Annotated in this window: 21 protein-coding genes and 1 tRNA gene; 16 read left to right on the top strand and 6 right to left on the bottom strand. The window is 63.7% G+C overall.

Annotated elements, in window-relative coordinates:
• The first annotated feature begins 175 nt into the window (after positions 1-175).
• The gene (locus tag X265_RS02600; protein WP_164938396.1) at positions 176-2,209 is read left to right on the top strand and encodes a methyl-accepting chemotaxis protein; all 2,034 of its coding nucleotides are present in this window, start codon (positions 176-178) and stop codon (positions 2,207-2,209) included.
• Between the two features lie 71 nt (positions 2,210-2,280).
• Here the strand turns inward: X265_RS02600 and X265_RS02605 are convergent, their stop codons facing one another.
• The gene (locus X265_RS02605; protein ID WP_128963508.1) at positions 2,281-2,619 is read right to left on the bottom strand and encodes a DUF3175 domain-containing protein; all 339 of its coding nucleotides are present in this window, start codon (positions 2,617-2,619) and stop codon (positions 2,281-2,283) included.
• A gap of 126 nt (positions 2,620-2,745) precedes the next feature.
• Here X265_RS02605 and X265_RS02610 point away from each other — a divergent pair, with 126 nt between their 5' ends.
• From X265_RS02610 to X265_RS02620, 3 genes are all read left to right on the top strand, one after another.
• Positions 2,746-4,233, top strand: a complete 1,488-nt coding sequence (locus X265_RS02610) for an MFS transporter (RefSeq protein ID WP_164938963.1) — start codon at positions 2,746-2,748, stop codon at positions 4,231-4,233.
• Positions 4,234-4,236: 3 nt separating this feature from the next.
• Entirely contained in the window at positions 4,237-5,058 is an 822-nt protein-coding gene (otsB, locus tag X265_RS02615; RefSeq protein WP_128963510.1) for a trehalose-phosphatase, read from the top strand.
• Between the two features lie 235 nt (positions 5,059-5,293).
• On the top strand, positions 5,294-6,754 hold the full coding sequence (locus X265_RS02620; protein ID WP_164938397.1) for a trehalose-6-phosphate synthase: 1,461 nt from the start codon (positions 5,294-5,296) through the stop codon (positions 6,752-6,754).
• A gap of 32 nt (positions 6,755-6,786) precedes the next feature.
• Here the strand turns inward: X265_RS02620 and X265_RS02625 are convergent, their stop codons facing one another.
• The gene (locus tag X265_RS02625) at positions 6,787-7,128 is read right to left on the bottom strand and encodes a hypothetical protein (protein ID WP_128969111.1); all 342 of its coding nucleotides are present in this window, start codon (positions 7,126-7,128) and stop codon (positions 6,787-6,789) included.
• Positions 7,129-7,323: 195 nt separating this feature from the next.
• Here X265_RS02625 and X265_RS02630 point away from each other — a divergent pair.
• Positions 7,324-7,413, top strand: a tRNA-Ser gene (locus X265_RS02630).
• A 47-nt stretch (positions 7,414-7,460) separates the two neighbouring features.
• On the opposite strand, the gene X265_RS02635 is transcribed toward X265_RS02630, so the two are convergent.
• The 3 genes from X265_RS02635 to X265_RS02645 all read right to left on the bottom strand — a co-directional run bounded on the left by X265_RS02635 (position 7,461) and on the right by X265_RS02645 (position 9,365).
• On the bottom strand, positions 7,461-8,540 hold the full coding sequence (locus tag X265_RS02635) for a YeeE/YedE family protein (RefSeq protein WP_128963512.1): 1,080 nt from the start codon (positions 8,538-8,540) through the stop codon (positions 7,461-7,463).
• A gap of 72 nt (positions 8,541-8,612) precedes the next feature.
• Positions 8,613-8,963, bottom strand: a complete 351-nt coding sequence (locus X265_RS02640) for an ArsR/SmtB family transcription factor (RefSeq protein WP_028137430.1) — start codon at positions 8,961-8,963, stop codon at positions 8,613-8,615.
• 48 nt (positions 8,964-9,011) lie between these two features.
• The gene (locus X265_RS02645; RefSeq protein ID WP_128963513.1) at positions 9,012-9,365 is read right to left on the bottom strand and encodes a thioredoxin domain-containing protein; all 354 of its coding nucleotides are present in this window, start codon (positions 9,363-9,365) and stop codon (positions 9,012-9,014) included.
• A 74-nt stretch (positions 9,366-9,439) separates the two neighbouring features.
• Between X265_RS02645 and X265_RS02650 the strand changes: the two genes are divergently transcribed.
• On the top strand, positions 9,440-10,171 hold the full coding sequence (locus tag X265_RS02650; RefSeq protein ID WP_128963514.1) for a cytochrome c biogenesis CcdA family protein: 732 nt from the start codon (positions 9,440-9,442) through the stop codon (positions 10,169-10,171).
• A gap of 1 nt (position 10,172) precedes the next feature.
• Here X265_RS02650 and X265_RS02655 read toward each other — a convergent pair whose 3' ends face one another.
• Positions 10,173-10,787: a hypothetical protein gene (locus tag X265_RS02655; protein WP_244659385.1), complete on the bottom strand. Its 615-nt coding sequence runs from the start codon at positions 10,785-10,787 to the stop codon at positions 10,173-10,175.
• Between X265_RS02655 and X265_RS41145 the strand changes: the two genes are divergently transcribed.
• The 10 genes from X265_RS41145 (at position 10,786) to X265_RS02700 (ending at position 17,931) form a co-directional block, all read left to right on the top strand.
• Positions 10,786-10,971, top strand: a complete 186-nt coding sequence (locus X265_RS41145; RefSeq protein ID WP_244659384.1) for a hypothetical protein — start codon at positions 10,786-10,788, stop codon at positions 10,969-10,971. The two genes, X265_RS02655 and X265_RS41145, sit on opposite strands and share 2 nt — an antisense overlap.
• Positions 10,972-10,979: 8 nt before the next feature.
• Positions 10,980-11,561: a SoxW family protein gene (locus X265_RS02660; RefSeq protein ID WP_128963515.1), complete on the top strand. Its 582-nt coding sequence runs from the start codon at positions 10,980-10,982 to the stop codon at positions 11,559-11,561.
• Between the two features lie 129 nt (positions 11,562-11,690).
• Positions 11,691-12,134 (top strand): sulfur oxidation c-type cytochrome SoxX, encoded by a 444-nt coding sequence (soxX, locus tag X265_RS02665; RefSeq protein ID WP_128963516.1) that lies wholly within the window; start codon positions 11,691-11,693, stop codon positions 12,132-12,134.
• 18 nt (positions 12,135-12,152) lie between these two features.
• Positions 12,153-12,605, top strand: coding sequence for a thiosulfate oxidation carrier protein SoxY (gene soxY, locus X265_RS02670; protein WP_128963517.1), 453 nt, complete (start codon positions 12,153-12,155; stop codon positions 12,603-12,605).
• Positions 12,606-12,623: 18 nt separating this feature from the next.
• Complete coding sequence (soxZ, locus tag X265_RS02675; protein WP_128963518.1) at positions 12,624-12,950, top strand: thiosulfate oxidation carrier complex protein SoxZ; 327 nt, start codon at positions 12,624-12,626, stop codon at positions 12,948-12,950.
• Positions 12,951-12,978: 28 nt separating this feature from the next.
• Positions 12,979-13,800: a sulfur oxidation c-type cytochrome SoxA gene (gene soxA, locus X265_RS02680; RefSeq protein WP_128963519.1), complete on the top strand. Its 822-nt coding sequence runs from the start codon at positions 12,979-12,981 to the stop codon at positions 13,798-13,800.
• A gap of 27 nt (positions 13,801-13,827) precedes the next feature.
• A complete protein-coding gene (gene soxB, locus X265_RS02685) occupies positions 13,828-15,519 on the top strand; it encodes a thiosulfohydrolase SoxB (RefSeq protein WP_128963520.1) in 1,692 nt (563 codons plus the stop codon).
• 6 nt (positions 15,520-15,525) lie between these two features.
• Positions 15,526-16,797, top strand: a complete 1,272-nt coding sequence (gene soxC / locus X265_RS02690; RefSeq protein ID WP_128963521.1) for a sulfite dehydrogenase — start codon at positions 15,526-15,528, stop codon at positions 16,795-16,797.
• On the top strand, positions 16,781-17,473 hold the full coding sequence (locus X265_RS02695) for a c-type cytochrome (protein ID WP_164938399.1): 693 nt from the start codon (positions 16,781-16,783) through the stop codon (positions 17,471-17,473). Before soxC ends, X265_RS02695 begins: the two co-directional genes overlap by 17 nt.
• Positions 17,474-17,523: 50 nt before the next feature.
• Positions 17,524-17,931, top strand: a complete 408-nt coding sequence (locus X265_RS02700; protein WP_164938964.1) for a DsrE family protein — start codon at positions 17,524-17,526, stop codon at positions 17,929-17,931.

Raw genomic sequence — 17,931 nt, forward strand, 5'->3', positions numbered from 1 at the left:
GACGTCGGCCGAACGTCACGTAGCCCGGGACCCCATCCCCCCATCCCCTAACCGCAAGTTGCGATGCCGTAAATTTACCGCAGCTTATCCTTTGCCCATTACCGTGAATACGAGTCGGGGAGCGGGCTGCTGCCGGGCTGCGCCTGGTTTTCCGCGAATGGAATGGGGTGGGGGAATGTCCATCAAGTCGAAGCCGAGCTCTCTGAAGCTCTTCACCTTGCGTTTTCGCGCAAAGATCATCCTGGGCTTCGTGGCGGTGCTCGCCATTCTCGCCGTCAGCATGGCGTTCGCCTATTTCGGGTTCGAACGGATCGCGGGCGCCGTCGCCTCCTACCGGGCCAGCGTGGCCGAAGCCGACCTGGCACGGACCATCGATCGCGAGTTGATCAGCTATCAGGGATTGACCCGGGCCTACACGCTGACTGGCGCCGCGGACGACGAAACGGCAGCCAAGGCGGCCGAAGGAAACCTGAAGGCGGCGATTGCGAAATCCATCTCTGCCACGTCAGGCGCGGCGCGCCGCGAGGAGGTCGGCAAGCTCGAGGCCGAATTCCAGCGTTTCACGAAGGTGTTCAGCGAGATCATCACGCTGACACGTGAGAACAACAAGATTGCGACCGACGAGCTGAACAGCGTCGGCAACAAGATCCGCTTCAAGTTCGACGACCTCGCCGATACTGCAGCGTTGGCTGGCCTCGCCTCGGTCCAGAGCACGGCCAAGGACATCACCTCGCAATATCTCGCGGTCTCCACCTCGGTCAGCGCCTTTGTCGCCAAGCCGGAGCCGAAGACCGCGGACGGCGTCGTCGCCCGCATCAAGTTTCTGGAGACGTTGCTGGTCTCGATCTACGCCAACGACCAGAAGATCACCGACCGAGTCACTGAAATCGGCAATTTGCTGAAGCAGTACCGCGCATCCTTTGCCAAGCTGTCGGACAATGTGAAGATCATCGTCAAGTTGAACGGCGAGATGACCAAGACGGCTGCGTCCATCCTCAAGCTCTCGGGTGAGTTGCGGTCGAACCTGTCGGACGATCAGCAGCGCATCGAGGCAAGCGCGAATGCGACGATCGCGGAAACCGAGCGGCTGATGCTGATGCTGGCGCTTGGCGGTCTCACCATCGGTGCCGTGCTGGCGCTGATGCTCGGCAATGGCATCTCGCGGCCGATGATCGCGATGTGCAAGGCGATGCGCGAGCTGGCTTCGGGGAATTTCGATGTCGTGCTGCCGGGTCTTGGCCGCAAGGACGAGATCGGCGAGATGGCGGGTGCGGTCGAGGAGTTCAAGGTTCAAGCGGTGGCCAAGGCCGAGCGCGATGCCGCCGCCAGCGAAGCACAGAACAAGGAGCAGGCCGCGTCGCGTCGCGCCGAGCTGATCCGCTTTGCCGATGATTTCGAGAGCGCGGTCGGCGCCATCGTCTCCAACGTCTCGGCCTCCGCCGTGCAGCTGGAATCGGCGGCCTCGACGCTGACCCGCACTGCCGAAACGACGCAGAGCCTGTCGAGCCAGGTCGCCGGCGTGTCCGAGCAGGCCTCCTCCAACATGCAGTCGGTCGCCACCGCGACGGAAGAGCTGTCGGCCTCGGTCGAGGAGATCGGCCGCCAGGTTCGCGATTCCAGCCGCATTGCCGAAGCCGCCGTGGGGCAGGCCAAGGAGACCGACGGCCGGATCGGTAAACTCTCGCACGCCGCTCAGCAGATCGGCGAGGTGGTCAAGCTGATCACGGCGATCGCCGAGCAGACCAACCTTCTCGCGCTCAACGCCACCATCGAGGCCGCGCGGGCCGGCGAGGCCGGGCGTGGCTTTGCGGTGGTCGCAAGCGAAGTGAAATCGCTGGCGAGCCAGACCGCCAAGGCGACGGACGAGATTTCCTCGCACATCGCGGGCATGCAGGGCGCGACCGCCGAGTCGGTCGCCGCGATCAAGGAGATCGGCGCGACCATCGGCCAGATCTCGTCGATCTCAACCTCGATTGCGAGCGCCGTCGAGCAGCAGGGCGCGGCGACGCAGGAGATTGCGCGCAGTGTCCAGACCGTCGCGCAGGGCACCCAGACTGCGGCGACCGATATCGGTCAGGTCAATCGCGGCGCCGCCGAGACCGGCTCGGCCTCGGAAGAGGTGCTGAACTCGGCCAAGACACTCTCCAGTGAAAGCACGCGCCTGCGGGCCGAGCTCGACCGCTTCATGGCAAACATTCGCGCGGCGTAACAGCTGCTCTGCTTCGCTGTCGTCCGGAAGCGGATCTGCGCTTCGCCTGTCCGGGACGACAGCGGCAGGCCTCACTCCCTCCCAAACGCCCGCTTCAGCTCGCCCTTTGCTCTCTCCAGCCGATCGCGTTGCGTCTTTGGCAACGTCTTGCCGGCGCGGTTGATATAGAACGTCAGCATCGACAGCGCCGAGCGATATGCGCCGGCCTTGCGGCGCGAGCTGTGCTCCGCGGACCGCTTCAGCGAGTCTGCGATCTTCTTCGCGCTCGTGAGCTTGAACACGCCGCGCTTGAGATCGAGCGCGTCGCTCTCCCTTGTCACGCGCTGCGACCATCGCTTTGATGTCGCGCGCCTGGTGCTCTTGCGCGCGGCGGTTTTGCGCGAATGTGTCGTCTTTCTGACGGGAGCCATGCGTCAACTCCTTACGGCTCCAGCGGAAACGGCCGGCAGGCGATGCCGTTCCCGCGGGAACCTGCCGTTGCCGCAGGCGTTGTCGCAGTCGGCAGGCGGATGCCGCCCCCCAGACCCAGCAACGCGATGGAATTGCAGCAGAGCCCGGCGCTGAATTATGGACCTGCAATCTCGGCGGCGGCCGCGCCCGATCGTATCGTCGCGACCAGCATTCCCGCGCGGCTGGACGCCCTGCCCTGGAGCAGCTTCCATACCCGCGTCGTGCTGGCGCTCGGCATTACCTGGATTCTCGATGGTCTCGAGGTGACATTGGCCGGCGCGCTTTCGGGCGCGCTGAAGCAGAGCCCGATGCTGCATTTCTCCAATCTCGATCTCGGCATCGCGAATTCTGCCTATCTCGCGGGCGCGGTCATTGGCGCGCTCGGCTTCGGCTGGCTCACCGACCGCATCGGCCGCAAGAAGCTGTTCTTCATTACGCTGGCGCTCTATCTCTCCGCGACGGCGGCGACCGCGCTCTCGTGGAATATCACGAGCTACGCGCTGTTTCGCTTCCTGACCGGCGCCGGCATCGGTGGCGAGTACACGGCGATCAACTCGACGATCCAGGAACTGGTGCCGGCGCGCTATCGCGGCTGGACCGATCTCGTCATCAACGGCAGCTTCTGGATCGGCGCGGCGATGGGTGCGGTGGCCGCGATCGTGCTGCTCGACCCGGCGGTCATTGGCCCCGATCTCGGCTGGCGTCTGGCGTATCTCATCGGCGCGGTCATCGGCCTCGTCGTGCTCCTGATGCGGATGTGGATTCCGGAAAGTCCGCGCTGGCTGATGATTCACGGCCGGCCGGACCAGGCCCACAAGATCGTCCACGACATCGAGCGAACGGTGATCGGACACGATCAGGATACGAGCGACGGGCGTTTCCCCAAAATGCGGCTGAAGATGCGCGATCACACGCCGATCGGCGAAGTCGTGCATACGCTTTTTGCCGCCTACCGCCAGCGCGCGCTGGTCGGCCTTGTGCTGATGGTAGCGCAGGCCTTCTTCTACAACGCGATCTTCTTCACCTTCGCACTGGTTCTGACCGACTTCTACGGCATCAGCGCCGATCATGTCGGCTGGTATTTGCTGCCGTTCGCCGCCGGCAACTTCCTCGGTCCGCTGCTGCTTGGACGTTTGTTCGACACGCTCGGCCGCCGCGCCATGATCATGTTCACCTATGGCGTCTCGGGCCTGCTGCTGGCGCTGTCGGGCTACCTGTTCTCGATCGGTGCGTTGAGCGCGCAGGGGCAGACCATCGCCTGGATGGTGATCTTCTTCTTTGCATCGCCTGCCGCAAGCGCGGCCTATCTCACGGTGAGCGAGACCTTTCCGCTCGAAGTTCGCGCGCTGGCGATCGCGGTGTTCTATGCGGTCGGCACGGGCATCGGCGGCGTCGTGGGTCCCGCGCTGTTCGGCGCGCTGATCGACACGGGATCGCGCAGCAGCGTGTTCGCCGGCTATTTGCTGGGAGCATTCCTGATGATCGTCGCTGCGATCGTGGCATGGCGCTACGCCGTTTCCGCGGAGCGTAAATCGCTCGAAGAAATCGCACGGCCGCTCGCTTCCATGGAGTAGACTATGAAATCGGAACTCGCTGAACTGGATCAGAAGCGTCCCATGCCGGATGATGAAGCGCCCGATGCTGTGCCCGTGCCGCACGCGCTCGTCCCGCATCTCAACGAGACTGCGATCCTGCTCGACATCGACGGCACGCTGCTCGAGCTGATGCCCACCCCGCGCGAGGTGTGGGTGCCGCCCGGCCTGTCGGAGACGCTCAACCGGCTGACGGAGCGCACCTCGGGCGCGTTGGCCATGGTCAGCGGCCGCTCGCTCAACGACATCGACCTGATCTTTGCGCCCGATGTGTTTCGCGCCGTCGCGGGTCATGGTGCGGAGATGCGACTGACGGTGGGGAATGAGGCCGATGACGTCCATGCGCCGCCGATGGACAAGGAGCTGAAGCGGCGGCTGGCCGCGATCGCAAAGCTCAGCCCCGGCATTCTGCTCGAGGACAAGGGGTATTCACTGGCGCTGCATTATCGCCTCGCGCCGCATGCGGAGAAGGCGATCTATGAAGCGGTCTCGCTGATCCGCGCCGATTTGCCCAATGCGCCGATCGAGGTGCTGCCCGGCAAGTTCGTCTGCGAGATCAAGCATTCCGGTTTTACCAAGGCGACGGGCGTGCGCGAGCTGATGAAGCACGAGCCTTTCAAGGGTCGCCGTCCGATCTTCATCGGTGACGACGTCACCGATGAAACGGTGTTTGCGATCATGCCGGAAATGAACGGTCTTTCCTTCTCGGTCGGTCGCCGTGCCATGGGTGTCAACGGTCACTTCGATACGCCAAACGATGTCCGCGCTTTTCTTGCCCGCCTGCTTGACGACACCCGACTAGAATAAGGCATCGTCATCGCAGGGCCACATTGTGCTCCCGCGGGTTCCGGCACGCGCGCATTCGTGCCGTGCTGAATTGATGCCGCACCTGCATTTCCCGAACGAAATCGTTGGGTTCCTCTGAAGGAAACTGGTTCCAACGCGCGTGCCTGACTTTGGTTTCATTTCGTGGAAATGATGACCGGAACCATATTGATGAACGGCAGTTAAACGGGGTGGAATGAACAGGAGGGGACGACCTGTGAACCTAGTTGTCGTTTCAAATCGAGTTGCGCGCGGTAAACCCAATGAGCCCATGACGGGCGGTCTGGCTGCGGCTTTGCTTCCCGTCGTGGAGCATTCCGGTGCCATCTGGGTGGGTTCCTCCGGCCGCGTTCGAGACGGCCATCAGAAGGAGCCGTTCGCCGAGATCGAGGCGCTGGGATCAGGCGCGATTGCGACGCTGGATCTGCCGGCGGCGCATTACGGCGGCTATTACGAAGGCTTTGCCAATTCGGCGCTGTGGCCGGCGCTGCATTCGCGCAGCGATTTGATCCGCGTCTCCCGCGAGGACTATGTCAGCTACCGAGAAGTCAACGCGTTCATGGCGCGCGCCTTGATGCGCTTCCGAAAGGTCAAGACCGCGTTCTGGGTGCAGGACTATCATTTCCTCGCGCTTGGTGCGGAGCTGCGCGATCTCGGCGTCGATGATCCCATCGGCTTCTTCCTGCATACGCCCTGGCCGGTTGCGGCGGTGATGCAGGGCGTGCCCAATCATCGTGAGCTGATCACGGCGATGCTGGCGTATGACCTGCTCGGTTTCCAGACCGAGGCGGATTGTCAGAGTTTCCTCGGCTATGCCGGCGGTGAGCTCGGCCTCGTCGTCGAGGACGGCGTCGTGCTCTCGCAGCACGGTCGCACGCGCTGCGAAGTGTTTCCGATCGGCATCGACGCAGAAAAGTTTGCAGCCTATGCGGCGAAGTCGGCCTCTCATCCCGATGTGTCACGCCTGCGCCGCAGCCTGAACGGCGAGCGGCTCGCGATCGGCGTGGACCGGCTCGACTATTCCAAGGGCCTCGTCAATCGCATCAGCGCGTTCGATCGGCTCTGGACGGACCAGCCGCAGTTTGCACGCAGCATCTCGCTGCTGCAGATCGCCAACCCGTCGCGCGGCGGAATCGAAGCCTATGGCAATCTCCAGAATGAGGTGGCCCGCCTCGTCACTGACGTCAACGGGCGCCATGGCGAAGTCGATTGGACGCCGATCCGCTATCTCAACAAGGGCTTCAGCCAGGCCGTGCTCGCCGGTCTCTACCGCACCGCGCAGATCGGCGTGGTGACGCCGCTGCACGACGGCATGAACCTTGTCGCCAAGGAGTATGTTGCCGCGCAGAATCCGGCCGATCCGGGCGTGCTGGTGCTGTCGAAGTTCGCCGGCGCCGCCAACGAGCTCGACACTGCGCTCCTGGTCAATCCGCATGACGTCGACGGCATGGCCCGCGCGATTGCCGTCGCTGCCGCCATGCCGCTCACCGAGCGCAAGATGCGATGGGAGGCAATGATGAAGACCCTGCGCGGCCATACCATCCAGCAATGGTCGTCGGATTTCGTCGCCGAGCTGGAGAAGTGCCGCACGGAGAAGGTTGCCGCCGCCCCGCTCGCGCAGCCGCCGCAAGCGTTGCGCTGGCTGAAGTCGGCGATCTCAGGTGTCCGGTTGATCTAGCCTCTCCCAGTTCCTGCGGGGAGAGGCGAGCCTCAATAGCAGTACGACACACCCTCCAGAATCGCGCATTGCCGCTTGTTCGGGGCGTTCGGATCGTCCATTGGCACCATGCCCTTGCCTTGACCGACGAATACGCCGGGCCCGACATGCATGGAGCTCTTGTTGCCGATGATCACGCTCTGGTGCGGCGTTGAGCTGGAGCGGGTCCCGTCCGGCCAGAGGATGGTATCGCCCGATAGCACCCCGCGTCGTCCGTCGTCGCAGGTCACATCGATGCCCTGGCGCGTACAGGCCTGGGCCTGAGCGGGCGCCGCAAAGCCGGAGCCAAGGGCCGAAATCAGGCTCAGCGCGGCGATGGTCTTACGGATGGTCATGGCGTCCCCGGTCATGTCTGGCGTCCTCAGGTGAATCGTCGCGCCAAACCCGCCATCGGTTCAGCCCGCGAGCGTTCCGAGCAGATCCATTACGCGACATTTTCTCTCGTAAATACAATATGTTGCGGAAAATTTACCCGATTTGTCCGCGATCCCTTGCAAAATCACCGGCGCCCCTTCAAGAGAGTGCGCTCCGGAGAGATGGCCGAGTGGCTTAAGGCGCACGCTTGGAAAGCGTGTGTGCGGGAAACCGTACCGTGGGTTCGAATCCCACTCTCTCCGCCACGGCTCATAGGCTCCAACCGCAGTCCAGTGCTGAAGCGATAGTTCCTCTAGGTCGAGACGCCGAATAGCTTGCGCACTGCGGGCAGCCATTCGCCGGTCATGGTGAACTCGAGCCCGATTCGAGCGCCGCAGGCAATCGCCAGCATGGTGATCGGGGCCGAAACGGCGAGCGTCGAGAAAGCGGTCAACCCCTGGCCGATGGTACATCCCATCGACATCACCCCTCCGAAGCCCATCAGAAGCGCGCCGGTCATGTGACGCTTCAATTCGCGCGCGTCGTCGCAGGCTTCCCAGCGAAAGCCGCGCGCGATCATCGCCGCGGCAAGAGAGCCCGCCACGACACCGGCAACGGAGCCGATGCCGAAATTCAGCCGCGCCCCCGAGAAGGTGGCGATGTAGAGGATGGTGTCGCCGAGCGGCGCGACGAAAGTGAGGGAGGAGACGCGGGTGGGATCGAATTCGTCGTCGGCCAGCCACCCCGTCGCGAACCAGCCGAATGCGACCGCGCCGCCGACCGCGAGGCCCGAGGCGAAAAGCCGAGGCGACCGGATCAGCCGGCCGTCTGCAACGGCCCAGACGGCAAGCGCAACGGCGATCGATACGACAAGGAGTGCACGCGTCGCGCTGCCCGCGCCCAGGAGCGAGATCAAGGTCTGGTTGGTGCCTTCCGCCAGCCGCAGCGACAACGGTTCGATCAGCATCACGCGCAACATCCCTGTGATGCCTCGCATGGTCGCGAGCGCAGAGAGGCCGAGCACGAGAAAGACCACGATGGCTCGCAAGTCGCCGCCGCCGACGCGAACCAGCGTGCCGAAACCGCAGGTGCCGACCAGGGCCATACCGACGCCGAACATCAGCCCGCCGATGATCGCGCCGCCGAGTCCGATCGACGACGTCAAATAGATCGACCGCGACAGATCGACGACGCCGAATTCAGCAAGAGCCTGGGTCGCAAGCAGCGCCACGGCCGCGGCCAGCGCAAAGGACTTCAGCCGGCGCAAATCCGACCCGAAAAACGCGTCCTCCAGCATCGCCAATGTGCAAAATCGCCCTGCGCGGCCGGCGACACCGAGCACGGCCCCGGCGGCAAGCCCGCATGCGAATGCTATGGTCGACGGATTCAGCATTCCTCCCGGAGATGTTTGTTCTTCGCTTCGGGCAGTCTGCGCCGGAAGGCCACCGAAAGCCAGCGCGGAGAATTACCGGCGCCGGCGGCGCACCGGCTCGCAGAACACGTCGTAGACAGCAGTCAAAATCTTGCGGACGTCCTCGCTGGCGAGGCTGTAGTAGATCGTCTTGCCGTCGCGGCGCGTGGTGACGAGCCGGTCGAGCCGGAGCCGCGCGAGCTGCTGGGAGACGGTCGACTGCCGCTCGCCGAGGAACTGCTCGAGCTCGGTCACCGACTTCTCGCCCTCGGCGAGGATGCAAAGCAGCAGCAACCGGGATTCATGCGACAGCGCCTTCAGCATGTCGCTCGCCTCGCGCGCCTTCTCGATCATCTGCTCGAGTTCGGCGGATCCCTCGATCTCCTTCAGCTTTGGCAACGGCATCGCGTCAATTTCCCTAACGACATCCTTTGGTCACGACCTGCCGGGCGTCTATCCGGAACTGGTCAGGATCCGGTTCAGCAGGCCGAAGAAGAAGGCATCCCCCGGATAGCCGCGGATGCGGCCGATCTCCCGGCCCTCTTGTAGCACGACGAAGCTCGGCGTGAAGGCACCCGGATCGATTCCGGAGAGATCGGCGGGCAGGGGACGGTTGAGGTCGACACGGCGCAGCGGCGCGGCCTGACCCTCCTCCGTCCTGCCGTAGATCGGCGCGATCTCGGCGTCGAAGCGCGCGCACCACACGCAGCCGGCTCGTTCGAACATGACGAGTTCGGCGGCGCGCGACCGCGCCGCGGGCAGCGCGAGCATGATAGCGACCACGAGCAATCCGACGATGCGGCTCATCCTGCGTAATGGACCTTCTGGACTTTTCTGGTTCTTTATATCATTAAATTCGCATATGTGCTAGGGATGATGCAATGAGCTTGGACGTCACGCTTGGTGCGGCCTTTGTGGCGGGCCTGTTGTCGTTTCTGTCGCCCTGCATCCTGCCGCTCGTTCCGCCGTTCCTCTGCTACATGGCGGGCGTCTCCGTCACGGATCTCTCGGATGGTCGGCCCGAACTGCGGCCGCGCATCCTGGCTTCGGCGCTTGCCTTCGTGGCCGGCTTTTCCCTGGTTTTCGTCGCGCTGGGCTCGACGGCATCGATTGCGGGACGTTTCGTCTCTGCTCATCTTTCGACGCTCGGTATCGTCGCAGGCGTCCTGATCGTCGTGATGGGCCTGCATTTTCTCGGCGTGCTCAGGATTCCACTGCTCTATCGCAGCGCCACGCTGCAGATCGAGAGCCGGCCGGCCGGCGTTGCGGGCGCCTTCGTCATGGGGCTGGCGTTCGCGTTCGGCTGGACGCCCTGCGCCGGGCCCATCCTCGCCGCAGTCCTGCTCATGGCGGGGTCCGAGGACACCACCGCGAGAGGGGCTCTCTTGCTGCTTGCCTATTCGGTCGGCACCGGCATTCCCTTTCTTGTCGCCGCCGCCTTCACCGGCCGCTTCATCGGAGCGCTCGGCCGCGTGCGCCGGCATTTGGGCATCATCGAGAAGACAATGGGCGCCTTTCTGGTCGCGACGGGATTGATGTTCCTGACCGGGCTCATGCCTATGGTCTCGGAATGGCTGCTGGAGCATTTCCCGGCGCTGACCAGCATCGGTTGATCTAGCCGAAACGGAAATCCAGCAGTTGAGCGTAAGATTGCAGCTCGATCAGATAACGATGCACGAGCGGTCCGTCACCCGCCATCGCCGCATGAGCGATCTCGCTGCTGCTGGCGATCGCGCCGTCGATCAGCCGCCGGAACTCGTTTCTCTCAGCGATGTCCGCCCGCGCCCAATCGTTGCAACGCTGCAGACGATCGCGCAGTACACCTGCCGCGGCGACGGTATCCCCGGCGTGTGCAGGTGCGGGCTGCTCGCCGAACCGAGTGGCTGCGATGCGCAACTTTTCCATGGCGGGCGCGATCTCGAAGACGCAGTCGCCGAGATCGTAGAGGCCGGACTGGCGTCGAAGCTGATGGAATGATTGGCGGAGCAGTTGCAGCTCGCGGCCGGCGGCGACATTGTCTCCGCTGTCCAGTGCGTGCGCGACGGCTCCAAGCCGCTCGCCGCCCCGGCTGAGAAATTCCGTCAGGGGTGCCGCCGTGTGAGGCGACGGGAAACTCGATGCATTTGTCTCGAGCCGCTTCCAGGCTGTCACCGCCTCCTCGGTCTCCATCTGCGCCAATGCGGTGTTTCCGGTTCGCGCGTAGCTCGCGGCCGTGCGCAGATTGGCCATGACAGGCTCCATCGCCGACGCGAAATCCTTCGCGCCGTCGCTCTCGGCGCCCAACGCGAGCGTGCTCCAGGCCAGCAACGCCAAAAGCGCGATGATGCAGCGCAAGATCGGAAATCCTTGTCATATTCCTGTATTCGAATATCATAATAAATCTGGCGCAACTCGCAACATCCTCGAAGGCTGAAATTCCCGATGTCTCTCAGCAGGTCGACGCGTCGTGGTTTTCTGGCATTAGCCTCTAGCGCCGCCCTGGCCGCGGGCCGCGGTGTGGCCGTGGCCGAGCCCGCGCTGGGAGATGACGGCCTCTATCACGAGCCTTGGTTCCTGCAGAGCTTCCTCGACCTGCGCGAGGACCTCGAGAGCGCTGCCGTTAACGGCAAGCGCCTCGTCATCATGTGGGAGCTGCGCGGTTGTCCCTATTGCCGCGAAACGCATCTGGTGAATTTCGCCGATGCCGGCATTGCGAACTACATCCGCGACAATTTCGAAGTGCTCCAGCTCAACCTGATCGGGTCCCGTAAGGTTACGGATTTCGATCGTCAGGAGCTGTCCGAGAAGGACCTTGCCCAGAAATACGGGATCAGGTTCACCCCGACGTTTCAATTCTTTCCGCCGTCATCCAGCGGCATCGAGGCGAAGGATTCGATGGCGCGGGAAGTCGCGCGAGCGCCCGGCTACCTGAAGCCGCAGCATTTTCTGGCGATGTTCCGTTTCGTGCGGGAGCGCGCCTATGAGCGCGGCTCGTTCAAGGATTTCCTCGCCTCCAGCGGCTAGTCCCGTGTGGCCTGCAGATTTATCTTGACGACATCAAATATATGAACATATCATAATAAATGAATATTACGGATCGTTGGATCCGTCGTCAACGAGGCGGGCGTCACCTCGCCATCAAGGGTAGGAAACATGCGGCGCTCGCTTGCTGCTGCGTTTGCTTTATGTCTGATGGTCGGAACCGTGTACGCGCAGGAGCCGATCAAGCTCGACGTCGTCAACGATTCCCTGCCGAAATCCCTGACCAGTTCGCCCGGCAATGCCGACGCCGGCAAGAAGGTGTTCCTGACCCGCACGCTCGGCAATTGCCTCGCCTGCCACCAGGTCACCAGCCTGAAATCCGAGGAATTCCACGGCGAGTTTGGTCCGTCGCTCGACGGCGTCGCCGGCCGCTACAGCGAGGCGCAACTGCGCCTCATCGTCGCCGACCCCAAGCGCATCTTCACCGATACGGTCATGCCGGCGTTCTTCAAGAACGACGGCTTGAGCCGGGTGCGCCCGGAGTTCGTCGGCAAATCCATTCTGACGGCCTCGCAGGTCGAGGATGTCATCGCTTTTCTCAAAACGCTGAACTGACGGCGAGGAGGATCAGGAATGAAAGCCATCAATCGACGGCAGGCATTTGCGCTTGGGGGCGGCTTCGTCATGCTGACCCTGATGCCCATGGCGGCCGATGCCGAAGTGACGAACGACGCGGCGAAGTGGATCGAGAAGTTCACCGGCGGCAAGACGCCTGCCAAGGGCAAGATTTCGCTCGATCTGCCCGAGATCGCGGAGAACGGCAACACCGTGCCGCTGTCGATCAACATCGAGAGCCCGATGACCGCGGAGTCCTACGTCAAGGACGTCATGATCATCGCGGACGGCAACCCGAATGCGGGCGTCGCGTCGCTGTCGTTCACGCCGCTGTCGGGCAAGGCGGAAGCATCGATCCGCATCCGGCTCGCGACCACGCAGAACGTGGTGGCGATCGCGAAGATGAGCGACGGATCGCTGTTTACGGAGCAGAAGACCGTGAAGGTCACCATCGGCGGCTGCGGCGGCTAAGGGCTCAGGAGAGAAAAGATGGCAGACAAACCGCGCATCAAGCTTCCGAAGGAAGCGGCCAAGGGCGAGGTCATCCAGATCAAGACCCTGGTTTCGCACGTCATGGAATCCGGCCAGCGCAAGGACGCGCAGGGCAAGACCATTCCGCGCAAGATCATCAACAAGTTCGCCTGCGAGTTCAACGGCAAACCCGTTTTCTCCTGCGTGCTGGAGCCGGCGATCTCGGCCAATCCCTACATCCAGTTCGATGCCAAGGTGGACGAGGCCGGGACGTTCAAGTTCTCCTGGACCGACGACGACGGCACGGTGATCGCAGCCGAAGAGAAGATTGCGCTCAAGGCCTGATGCGCGCGGCGCTTCGAGGGAGGGACGGATGCTGCAACGATATGTTGGGCTCGCTGCCGCGGCCGTCGTGTTCGCGTCGGTCGTGACCTGCGCCTCCGCGCAGGAAGCCGAACGCAAGGGCATCCCGGCGCCGCCCGGGCACGTGTTCAAGACCATCATCTCCGGCTACGAATTCCGCAGTAAGGAGACCCGTGCGCTACAGGACGACGACCTCGAAAATCCGGGCTTTCTGGCCGTCGAGCGAGCCGCCGACGTCTGGAAGAAAGCCGAGGGTAGTGAGGGCAAGTCCTGCATGAGCTGCCATGGCGAGGCCGAGACCAGCATGAAGGGCGTCGGCGCCGCCATGCCGAAATGGGACGACAAGCTGAAGAAGCCGGTCAATCTCGAACAGCGCATCAACATCTGCCGCACCGAGCACATGAAGGCGGAGCCCTGGAAATTCAAATCCCAGGAACTGACCGACATGACGACGTTCGTGCGCTATCAGTCGCACGGCATGCCGGTGACGGTGAAGGCCGACGGCCCGATGTCGCCATGGTTCGAGCGCGGCAAGCAGATCTACTACACGCGGTTCGGCCAGCTCGATCTCGCCTGCGCCTCCTGTCACGAGCGCAACAACGGCAAGTTCATGCGCGCGGATTTTCTAAGCCAGGGCCAGACCAACGGCTTTCCGACCTACCGGCTGCGCGACCAGCGCCTGGTGCCGCTGCACGAGCGATTTGAGGGTTGCATGTTCGACGTGCGCGCCGAGCCGTTCAAGCCCTTGTCGGACGAGTTCCTTGCGCTCGAGCTCTACGTCGCCTGGCGGGGGATCGGATTGCCGGTCGAGACCCCCTCAGTGCGCAACTGAAGCGATGAGCTTGCAGGAGTATTTCGCATGATCTCACGGCGCGAATTCATCCAGGTGGCTGCGGCAACGGCGGCACTCTCGGCCGGTGTCGGCTCCGGCCTGGCCCGGGCGGTTGCCCAGCAGCGCCTGACCGAGAAGGAATTGCTGGCGTTCGAGCCGCTCGGCAACGTCACGCTGGTGCATGTGACCGACATTCACGGTCAGCTCATGCCGCTCTATTTCCGCGAACCGTCGACCAATCTCGGCGTCGGCGAAGCGAAGGGGCTGCCGCCGCACGTCACCGGAAAGGAGTTCCTCGCCCGCTTCGGTATCGCCCCGGGCTCGTCGGCGGCCTACGCTCTGACGTCGGAGGATTTCGAGGCGCTGGCCAAGAGCTACGGCCGGATCGGCGGTCTCGATCGTGCCGCCACCGTGATCAAGGCGATCCGCGCCGAGCGCGGCGACAAGGTCGCGCTGCTCGACGGCGGGGATACCTGGCAGGGTTCGTGGTCATCGCTGAAGACGCGCGGCCAGGACATGATCGACTGCATGGCGCTGCTCAAGCCCGACGCCATGACCGGCCATTGGGAGTTCACTTACGGCACCGAGCGCGTCAAGCAGGCGATCGAGGGACTCGGCTTCCCGTTTCTCGGCCTCAACATCCGCGACGCCGAATGGAACGAGGCGGCGTTCGATGCCTCGACCATGATCGAGCGCGGGGGCGTCAAGATCGCGGTGCTCGGCCAGGCCTTCCCCTATACGCCGGTCGCCAATCCGCGCTGGATGATTCCGAACTGGTCGTTTGGCGTGCGCGAGGAGGATGTCCAGGCGCAGGTCGACAAGGCTCGCAAGAGCGGCGCGCAGCTCGTCGTGCTGCTCTCGCACAATGGCTTCGACGTCGATCGCAAGCTCGCAAACCGGGTCAAGGGCATCGATGTCATCCTGACCGGTCACACCCATGACGCGCTGCCGGAGGCGGTCAAGGTCGGTAAGACCCTGCTGATCGCATCGGGCTCGTCCGGCAAGTTCGTCTCGCGGCTCGATCTCGACGTCCGCGACGGCGAGGTCAAGGCTTTCCGGTACAAGCTCATCCCGCTGTTTTCCGACGTGATCACGGCGGATGCGGAGATGGCGGCCAAGATCGCCGAGGTGCGCAAGCCCTTCGCGTCGGAGCTGTCAAAGGTGCTCGGCAAGACGGAGTCGCTGCTGTACCGGCGCGGCAATTTCAACGGCACGTTCGATGATCTGATCTGCCAGGCGCTGATGCAGGAGCGTGATGCCGAGATCGCGCTGTCGCCGGGCTTCCGCTGGGGCACCAGCGTGCTGCCGGGGCAGGACATCACCTTCGAGGACGTCACCAACGCAACCGCGATCACCTATCCCGCAGTCTACCGCATGGGCATGACGGGTGCGCGATTAAAGGAGATCGTCGAGGACGTCGCCGACAATCTCTTCAACGTCGATCCCTATTATCAGCAGGGCGGCGACATGGTGCGGATCGGCGGCCTGTCCTATGCGATCGATGTCACGAAGCCGCAAGGCAGCCGCATCTCGGACATGCAGATGCTCAAGACCGGCGCGCCGATCGACCCCGCCAGGGAATATCAGGTCGCCGGCTGGGCCAGCGTCAACGAAGGAACGGAAGGGCCGCCAATCTGGGAGGTCGTCGGCAATTATCTGACCCGACAGAAGGTGGTTCGCCTCGAACCCAACAGAGCCGTCAAAGTCACCGGAGCGTAAGAAGCGATGTCGAAGATGGACAGTCCCCGGCAATCCCGTCGCAACTTCCTGGCCGCTGGGGCCGGTGTTGCCGCATCGGTGCTCGCCAAGCCCGCTCTTGCCGGCGCCGGCAATCCGGCCAACCAGCCCCCCAATGTCCCCGAATGGACCAAGGCACTCGGCGAAGGCGTCGCTGTACGCCCCTATGGCAAGCCCTCGAAGTTCGAGAAGGACGTCGTCCGGCGCGACGTCGAATGGCTGACCGCCTCGCGCGAATCCTCGGTGAGCTTCACCCCGCTGCATGAGCTCGAAGGCATCATCACCCCGAACGGGCTCTGCTTCGAGCGGCACCACGGCGGGATCGCCGAGATCGATCCGGCCGATCATCGCCTGATGATCCACGGGATGGTCGAGCGTCCGCTGATTTTGACGCTGGAGGAGCTGAAGCGCTATCCGCGCGTCAACCGCATCCACTTCATGGAGTGCGCGGCGAATTCGGGCATGGAGTGGCGCGGCGCGCAGCTCAATGGCTGCCAGTTCACCCACGGCATGATCCACTGCGTGCAGTACACCGGCGTGTCGCTGCGCACGCTGCTGGAAGAGGCCGGCGTCAAGACCAACGGCAAGTGGCTGCTGGTCGAGGGCGCCGATGCGGCGGCGATGGATCGCAGCCTGCCGATCGAGAAGGCGCTCGACGACTGCATCATCGCCTACAAAATGAATGGCGAGGCGCTCTATCCCGAGCAGGGCTACCCGATGCGGCTCGTGGTGCCGGGCTGGCAGGGCAATCTCTGGGTCAAGTGGCTGCGCCGCATCAAGGTCGGCGACCAACCCTGGCATACCCGCGAGGAGACGTCGAAATATACGGACCTGCTGCCGAACGGCAAGGCACGCCGGTTCACCTGGTCGATGGACGCCAAGTCGGTGATCACGAACCCCAGCCCGCAGGCGCCGATCAAGCACGGCAAGGGCTTCACCATCGTGTCGGGTCTCGCCTGGAGCGGCAACGGCAAGGTGAAGCGCGTCGACGTGTCGCTCGACGGCGGCCGCAACTGGTGGCCGGCGCGGATCGATGGTCCCGTGCTCGACAAGGCGCTGACGCGCTTCTACTACGAGTTCGACTGGAACGGCGAGCCGCTGCTGCTGCAATCGCGTGTGCAGGACGAAACCGGATACGTGCAGCCGAGCAAGGCCGAGCTGCGCAAGATTCGCGGCGTCAACTCCATCTATCACAACAATGGCATCCAGACCTGGCACGTGCAGGCCAATGGTGAGGTCGAGAATGTCGAAGTCGCTTAAGTTCATTGCAGCTGCGCTGCTCGCTTGCGGGCTGAGCGCGCCGGCGCTCGCGCAACAGAAGGCGGACGCCAAGGGCGGGCCGCGCTACAACATCGGGCGCGCACCGACCGCGGACGAGATCCGCGGCTGGGATATCGACGTGCGGCCCGACGGCCAGGGCCTGCCGGAGGGCAAGGGCACAGTTGCGCAGGGCGAAAAACTGTTCATGGACAATTGCTCGACCTGCCATGGCGAGTTCGGCGAGGGCAACGGCCGCTGGCCGGTGCTGGCCGGCGGCAAGGGCTCGCTGACCTCAGACAATCCGGTCAAGACGGTGGGCTCGTACTGGCCCTATGCGTCCACCGTGTTCGACTACGTCCGTCACGCCATGCCCTACGGCAATGCGGAGTCGTTTTCCGTCAACGAATACTACGCGCTGGTCGCCTACGTCTTGTACCTGAACGACGTCGTCGCCGACCAGAATTTCGAGTTGACCAACAAGAACCTTGCCACGATCAAGATGCCGAACGAGCAAGGCTTTGTGATGGACGACCGCGCCACCAGCGAGAAGTCCTTCTGGCAGAAGGACCCTTGCATGAAGGATTGCGTCGCGCCGGTGAAGATCACCGGGCGCGCCGCCGTTATCGACGTGACGCCTGAAGACGGCAAGGATGGGAAGCCGAGAGGCGTGGAGTGAGGACCGAAGCAAGCCGCCGTACGGCACTATGCGCGGCGTTTGCCGCCGGCTTGCTCATCGCAACCTTTCCGGCTTCGTCCCGGGCGGCCGAGCCGCACCGGCTCGCGCTGCAGATCAGCGACGACGACCTGGTCAAGATGCGCGCGGTCCTCGATGTTGCGGCCAACGTCTCGCGGCACTATTCGGGGCAGGGCGAGGACGTCGAGATCGTGGTCGTCGCTTTCAATGGCGGCCTCGACATGCTCCTCGATGACCGCTCGCCGGTGAAGGAGCGCCTGTTGAATTTTCTGAAATCGATGCCCAATGTGAGTTTCGTCGCCTGCGGCAACACGCTGGAGACACTGGCGGCGAAGGAGGGCACGCGACCGCCGCTGATCGAGGGCATCAGCGTCACCCAGGTCGGGGTTGCCGCGCTGATGAATCTGGCGGAAAAGAACTGGACGATCGTCCGTCCCTGA

Source organism: Bradyrhizobium guangdongense, from assembly GCF_004114975.1.
GTDB classification, from domain to species: domain Bacteria; phylum Pseudomonadota; class Alphaproteobacteria; order Rhizobiales; family Xanthobacteraceae; genus Bradyrhizobium; species Bradyrhizobium guangdongense.

Bases quoted from the DNA above. Each gene is read 5' to 3' on its own strand.
- X265_RS02600 (WP_164938396.1), top strand. From the start codon at position 176: ATGTCCATCAAGTCGAAGCCGAGCTCTCTGAAGCTCTTCACCTTGCGT.
- X265_RS02605 (WP_128963508.1), bottom strand. From the start codon at position 2,619: ATGGCTCCCGTCAGAAAGACGACACATTCGCGCAAAACCGCCGCGCGC.
- X265_RS02610 (WP_164938963.1), top strand. From the start codon at position 2,746: ATGGAATTGCAGCAGAGCCCGGCGCTGAATTATGGACCTGCAATCTCG.
- otsB (WP_128963510.1), top strand. From the start codon at position 4,237: ATGAAATCGGAACTCGCTGAACTGGATCAGAAGCGTCCCATGCCGGAT.
- X265_RS02625 (WP_128969111.1), bottom strand. From the start codon at position 7,128: ATGACCATCCGTAAGACCATCGCCGCGCTGAGCCTGATTTCGGCCCTT.
- X265_RS02635 (WP_128963512.1), bottom strand. From the start codon at position 8,540: ATGCTGAATCCGTCGACCATAGCATTCGCATGCGGGCTTGCCGCCGGG.
- X265_RS02640 (WP_028137430.1), bottom strand. From the start codon at position 8,963: ATGCCGTTGCCAAAGCTGAAGGAGATCGAGGGATCCGCCGAACTCGAG.
- X265_RS02645 (WP_128963513.1), bottom strand. From the start codon at position 9,365: ATGAGCCGCATCGTCGGATTGCTCGTGGTCGCTATCATGCTCGCGCTG.
- X265_RS02650 (WP_128963514.1), top strand. From the start codon at position 9,440: ATGAGCTTGGACGTCACGCTTGGTGCGGCCTTTGTGGCGGGCCTGTTG.
- X265_RS41145 (WP_244659384.1), top strand. From the start codon at position 10,786: ATGACAGGCTCCATCGCCGACGCGAAATCCTTCGCGCCGTCGCTCTCG.
- X265_RS02655 (WP_244659385.1), bottom strand. From the start codon at position 10,787: ATGGCCAATCTGCGCACGGCCGCGAGCTACGCGCGAACCGGAAACACC.
- X265_RS02660 (WP_128963515.1), top strand. From the start codon at position 10,980: ATGTCTCTCAGCAGGTCGACGCGTCGTGGTTTTCTGGCATTAGCCTCT.
- soxX (WP_128963516.1), top strand. From the start codon at position 11,691: ATGCGGCGCTCGCTTGCTGCTGCGTTTGCTTTATGTCTGATGGTCGGA.
- soxY (WP_128963517.1), top strand. From the start codon at position 12,153: ATGAAAGCCATCAATCGACGGCAGGCATTTGCGCTTGGGGGCGGCTTC.
- soxZ (WP_128963518.1), top strand. From the start codon at position 12,624: ATGGCAGACAAACCGCGCATCAAGCTTCCGAAGGAAGCGGCCAAGGGC.
- soxA (WP_128963519.1), top strand. From the start codon at position 12,979: ATGCTGCAACGATATGTTGGGCTCGCTGCCGCGGCCGTCGTGTTCGCG.
- soxB (WP_128963520.1), top strand. From the start codon at position 13,828: ATGATCTCACGGCGCGAATTCATCCAGGTGGCTGCGGCAACGGCGGCA.
- soxC (WP_128963521.1), top strand. From the start codon at position 15,526: ATGTCGAAGATGGACAGTCCCCGGCAATCCCGTCGCAACTTCCTGGCC.
- X265_RS02695 (WP_164938399.1), top strand. From the start codon at position 16,781: ATGTCGAAGTCGCTTAAGTTCATTGCAGCTGCGCTGCTCGCTTGCGGG.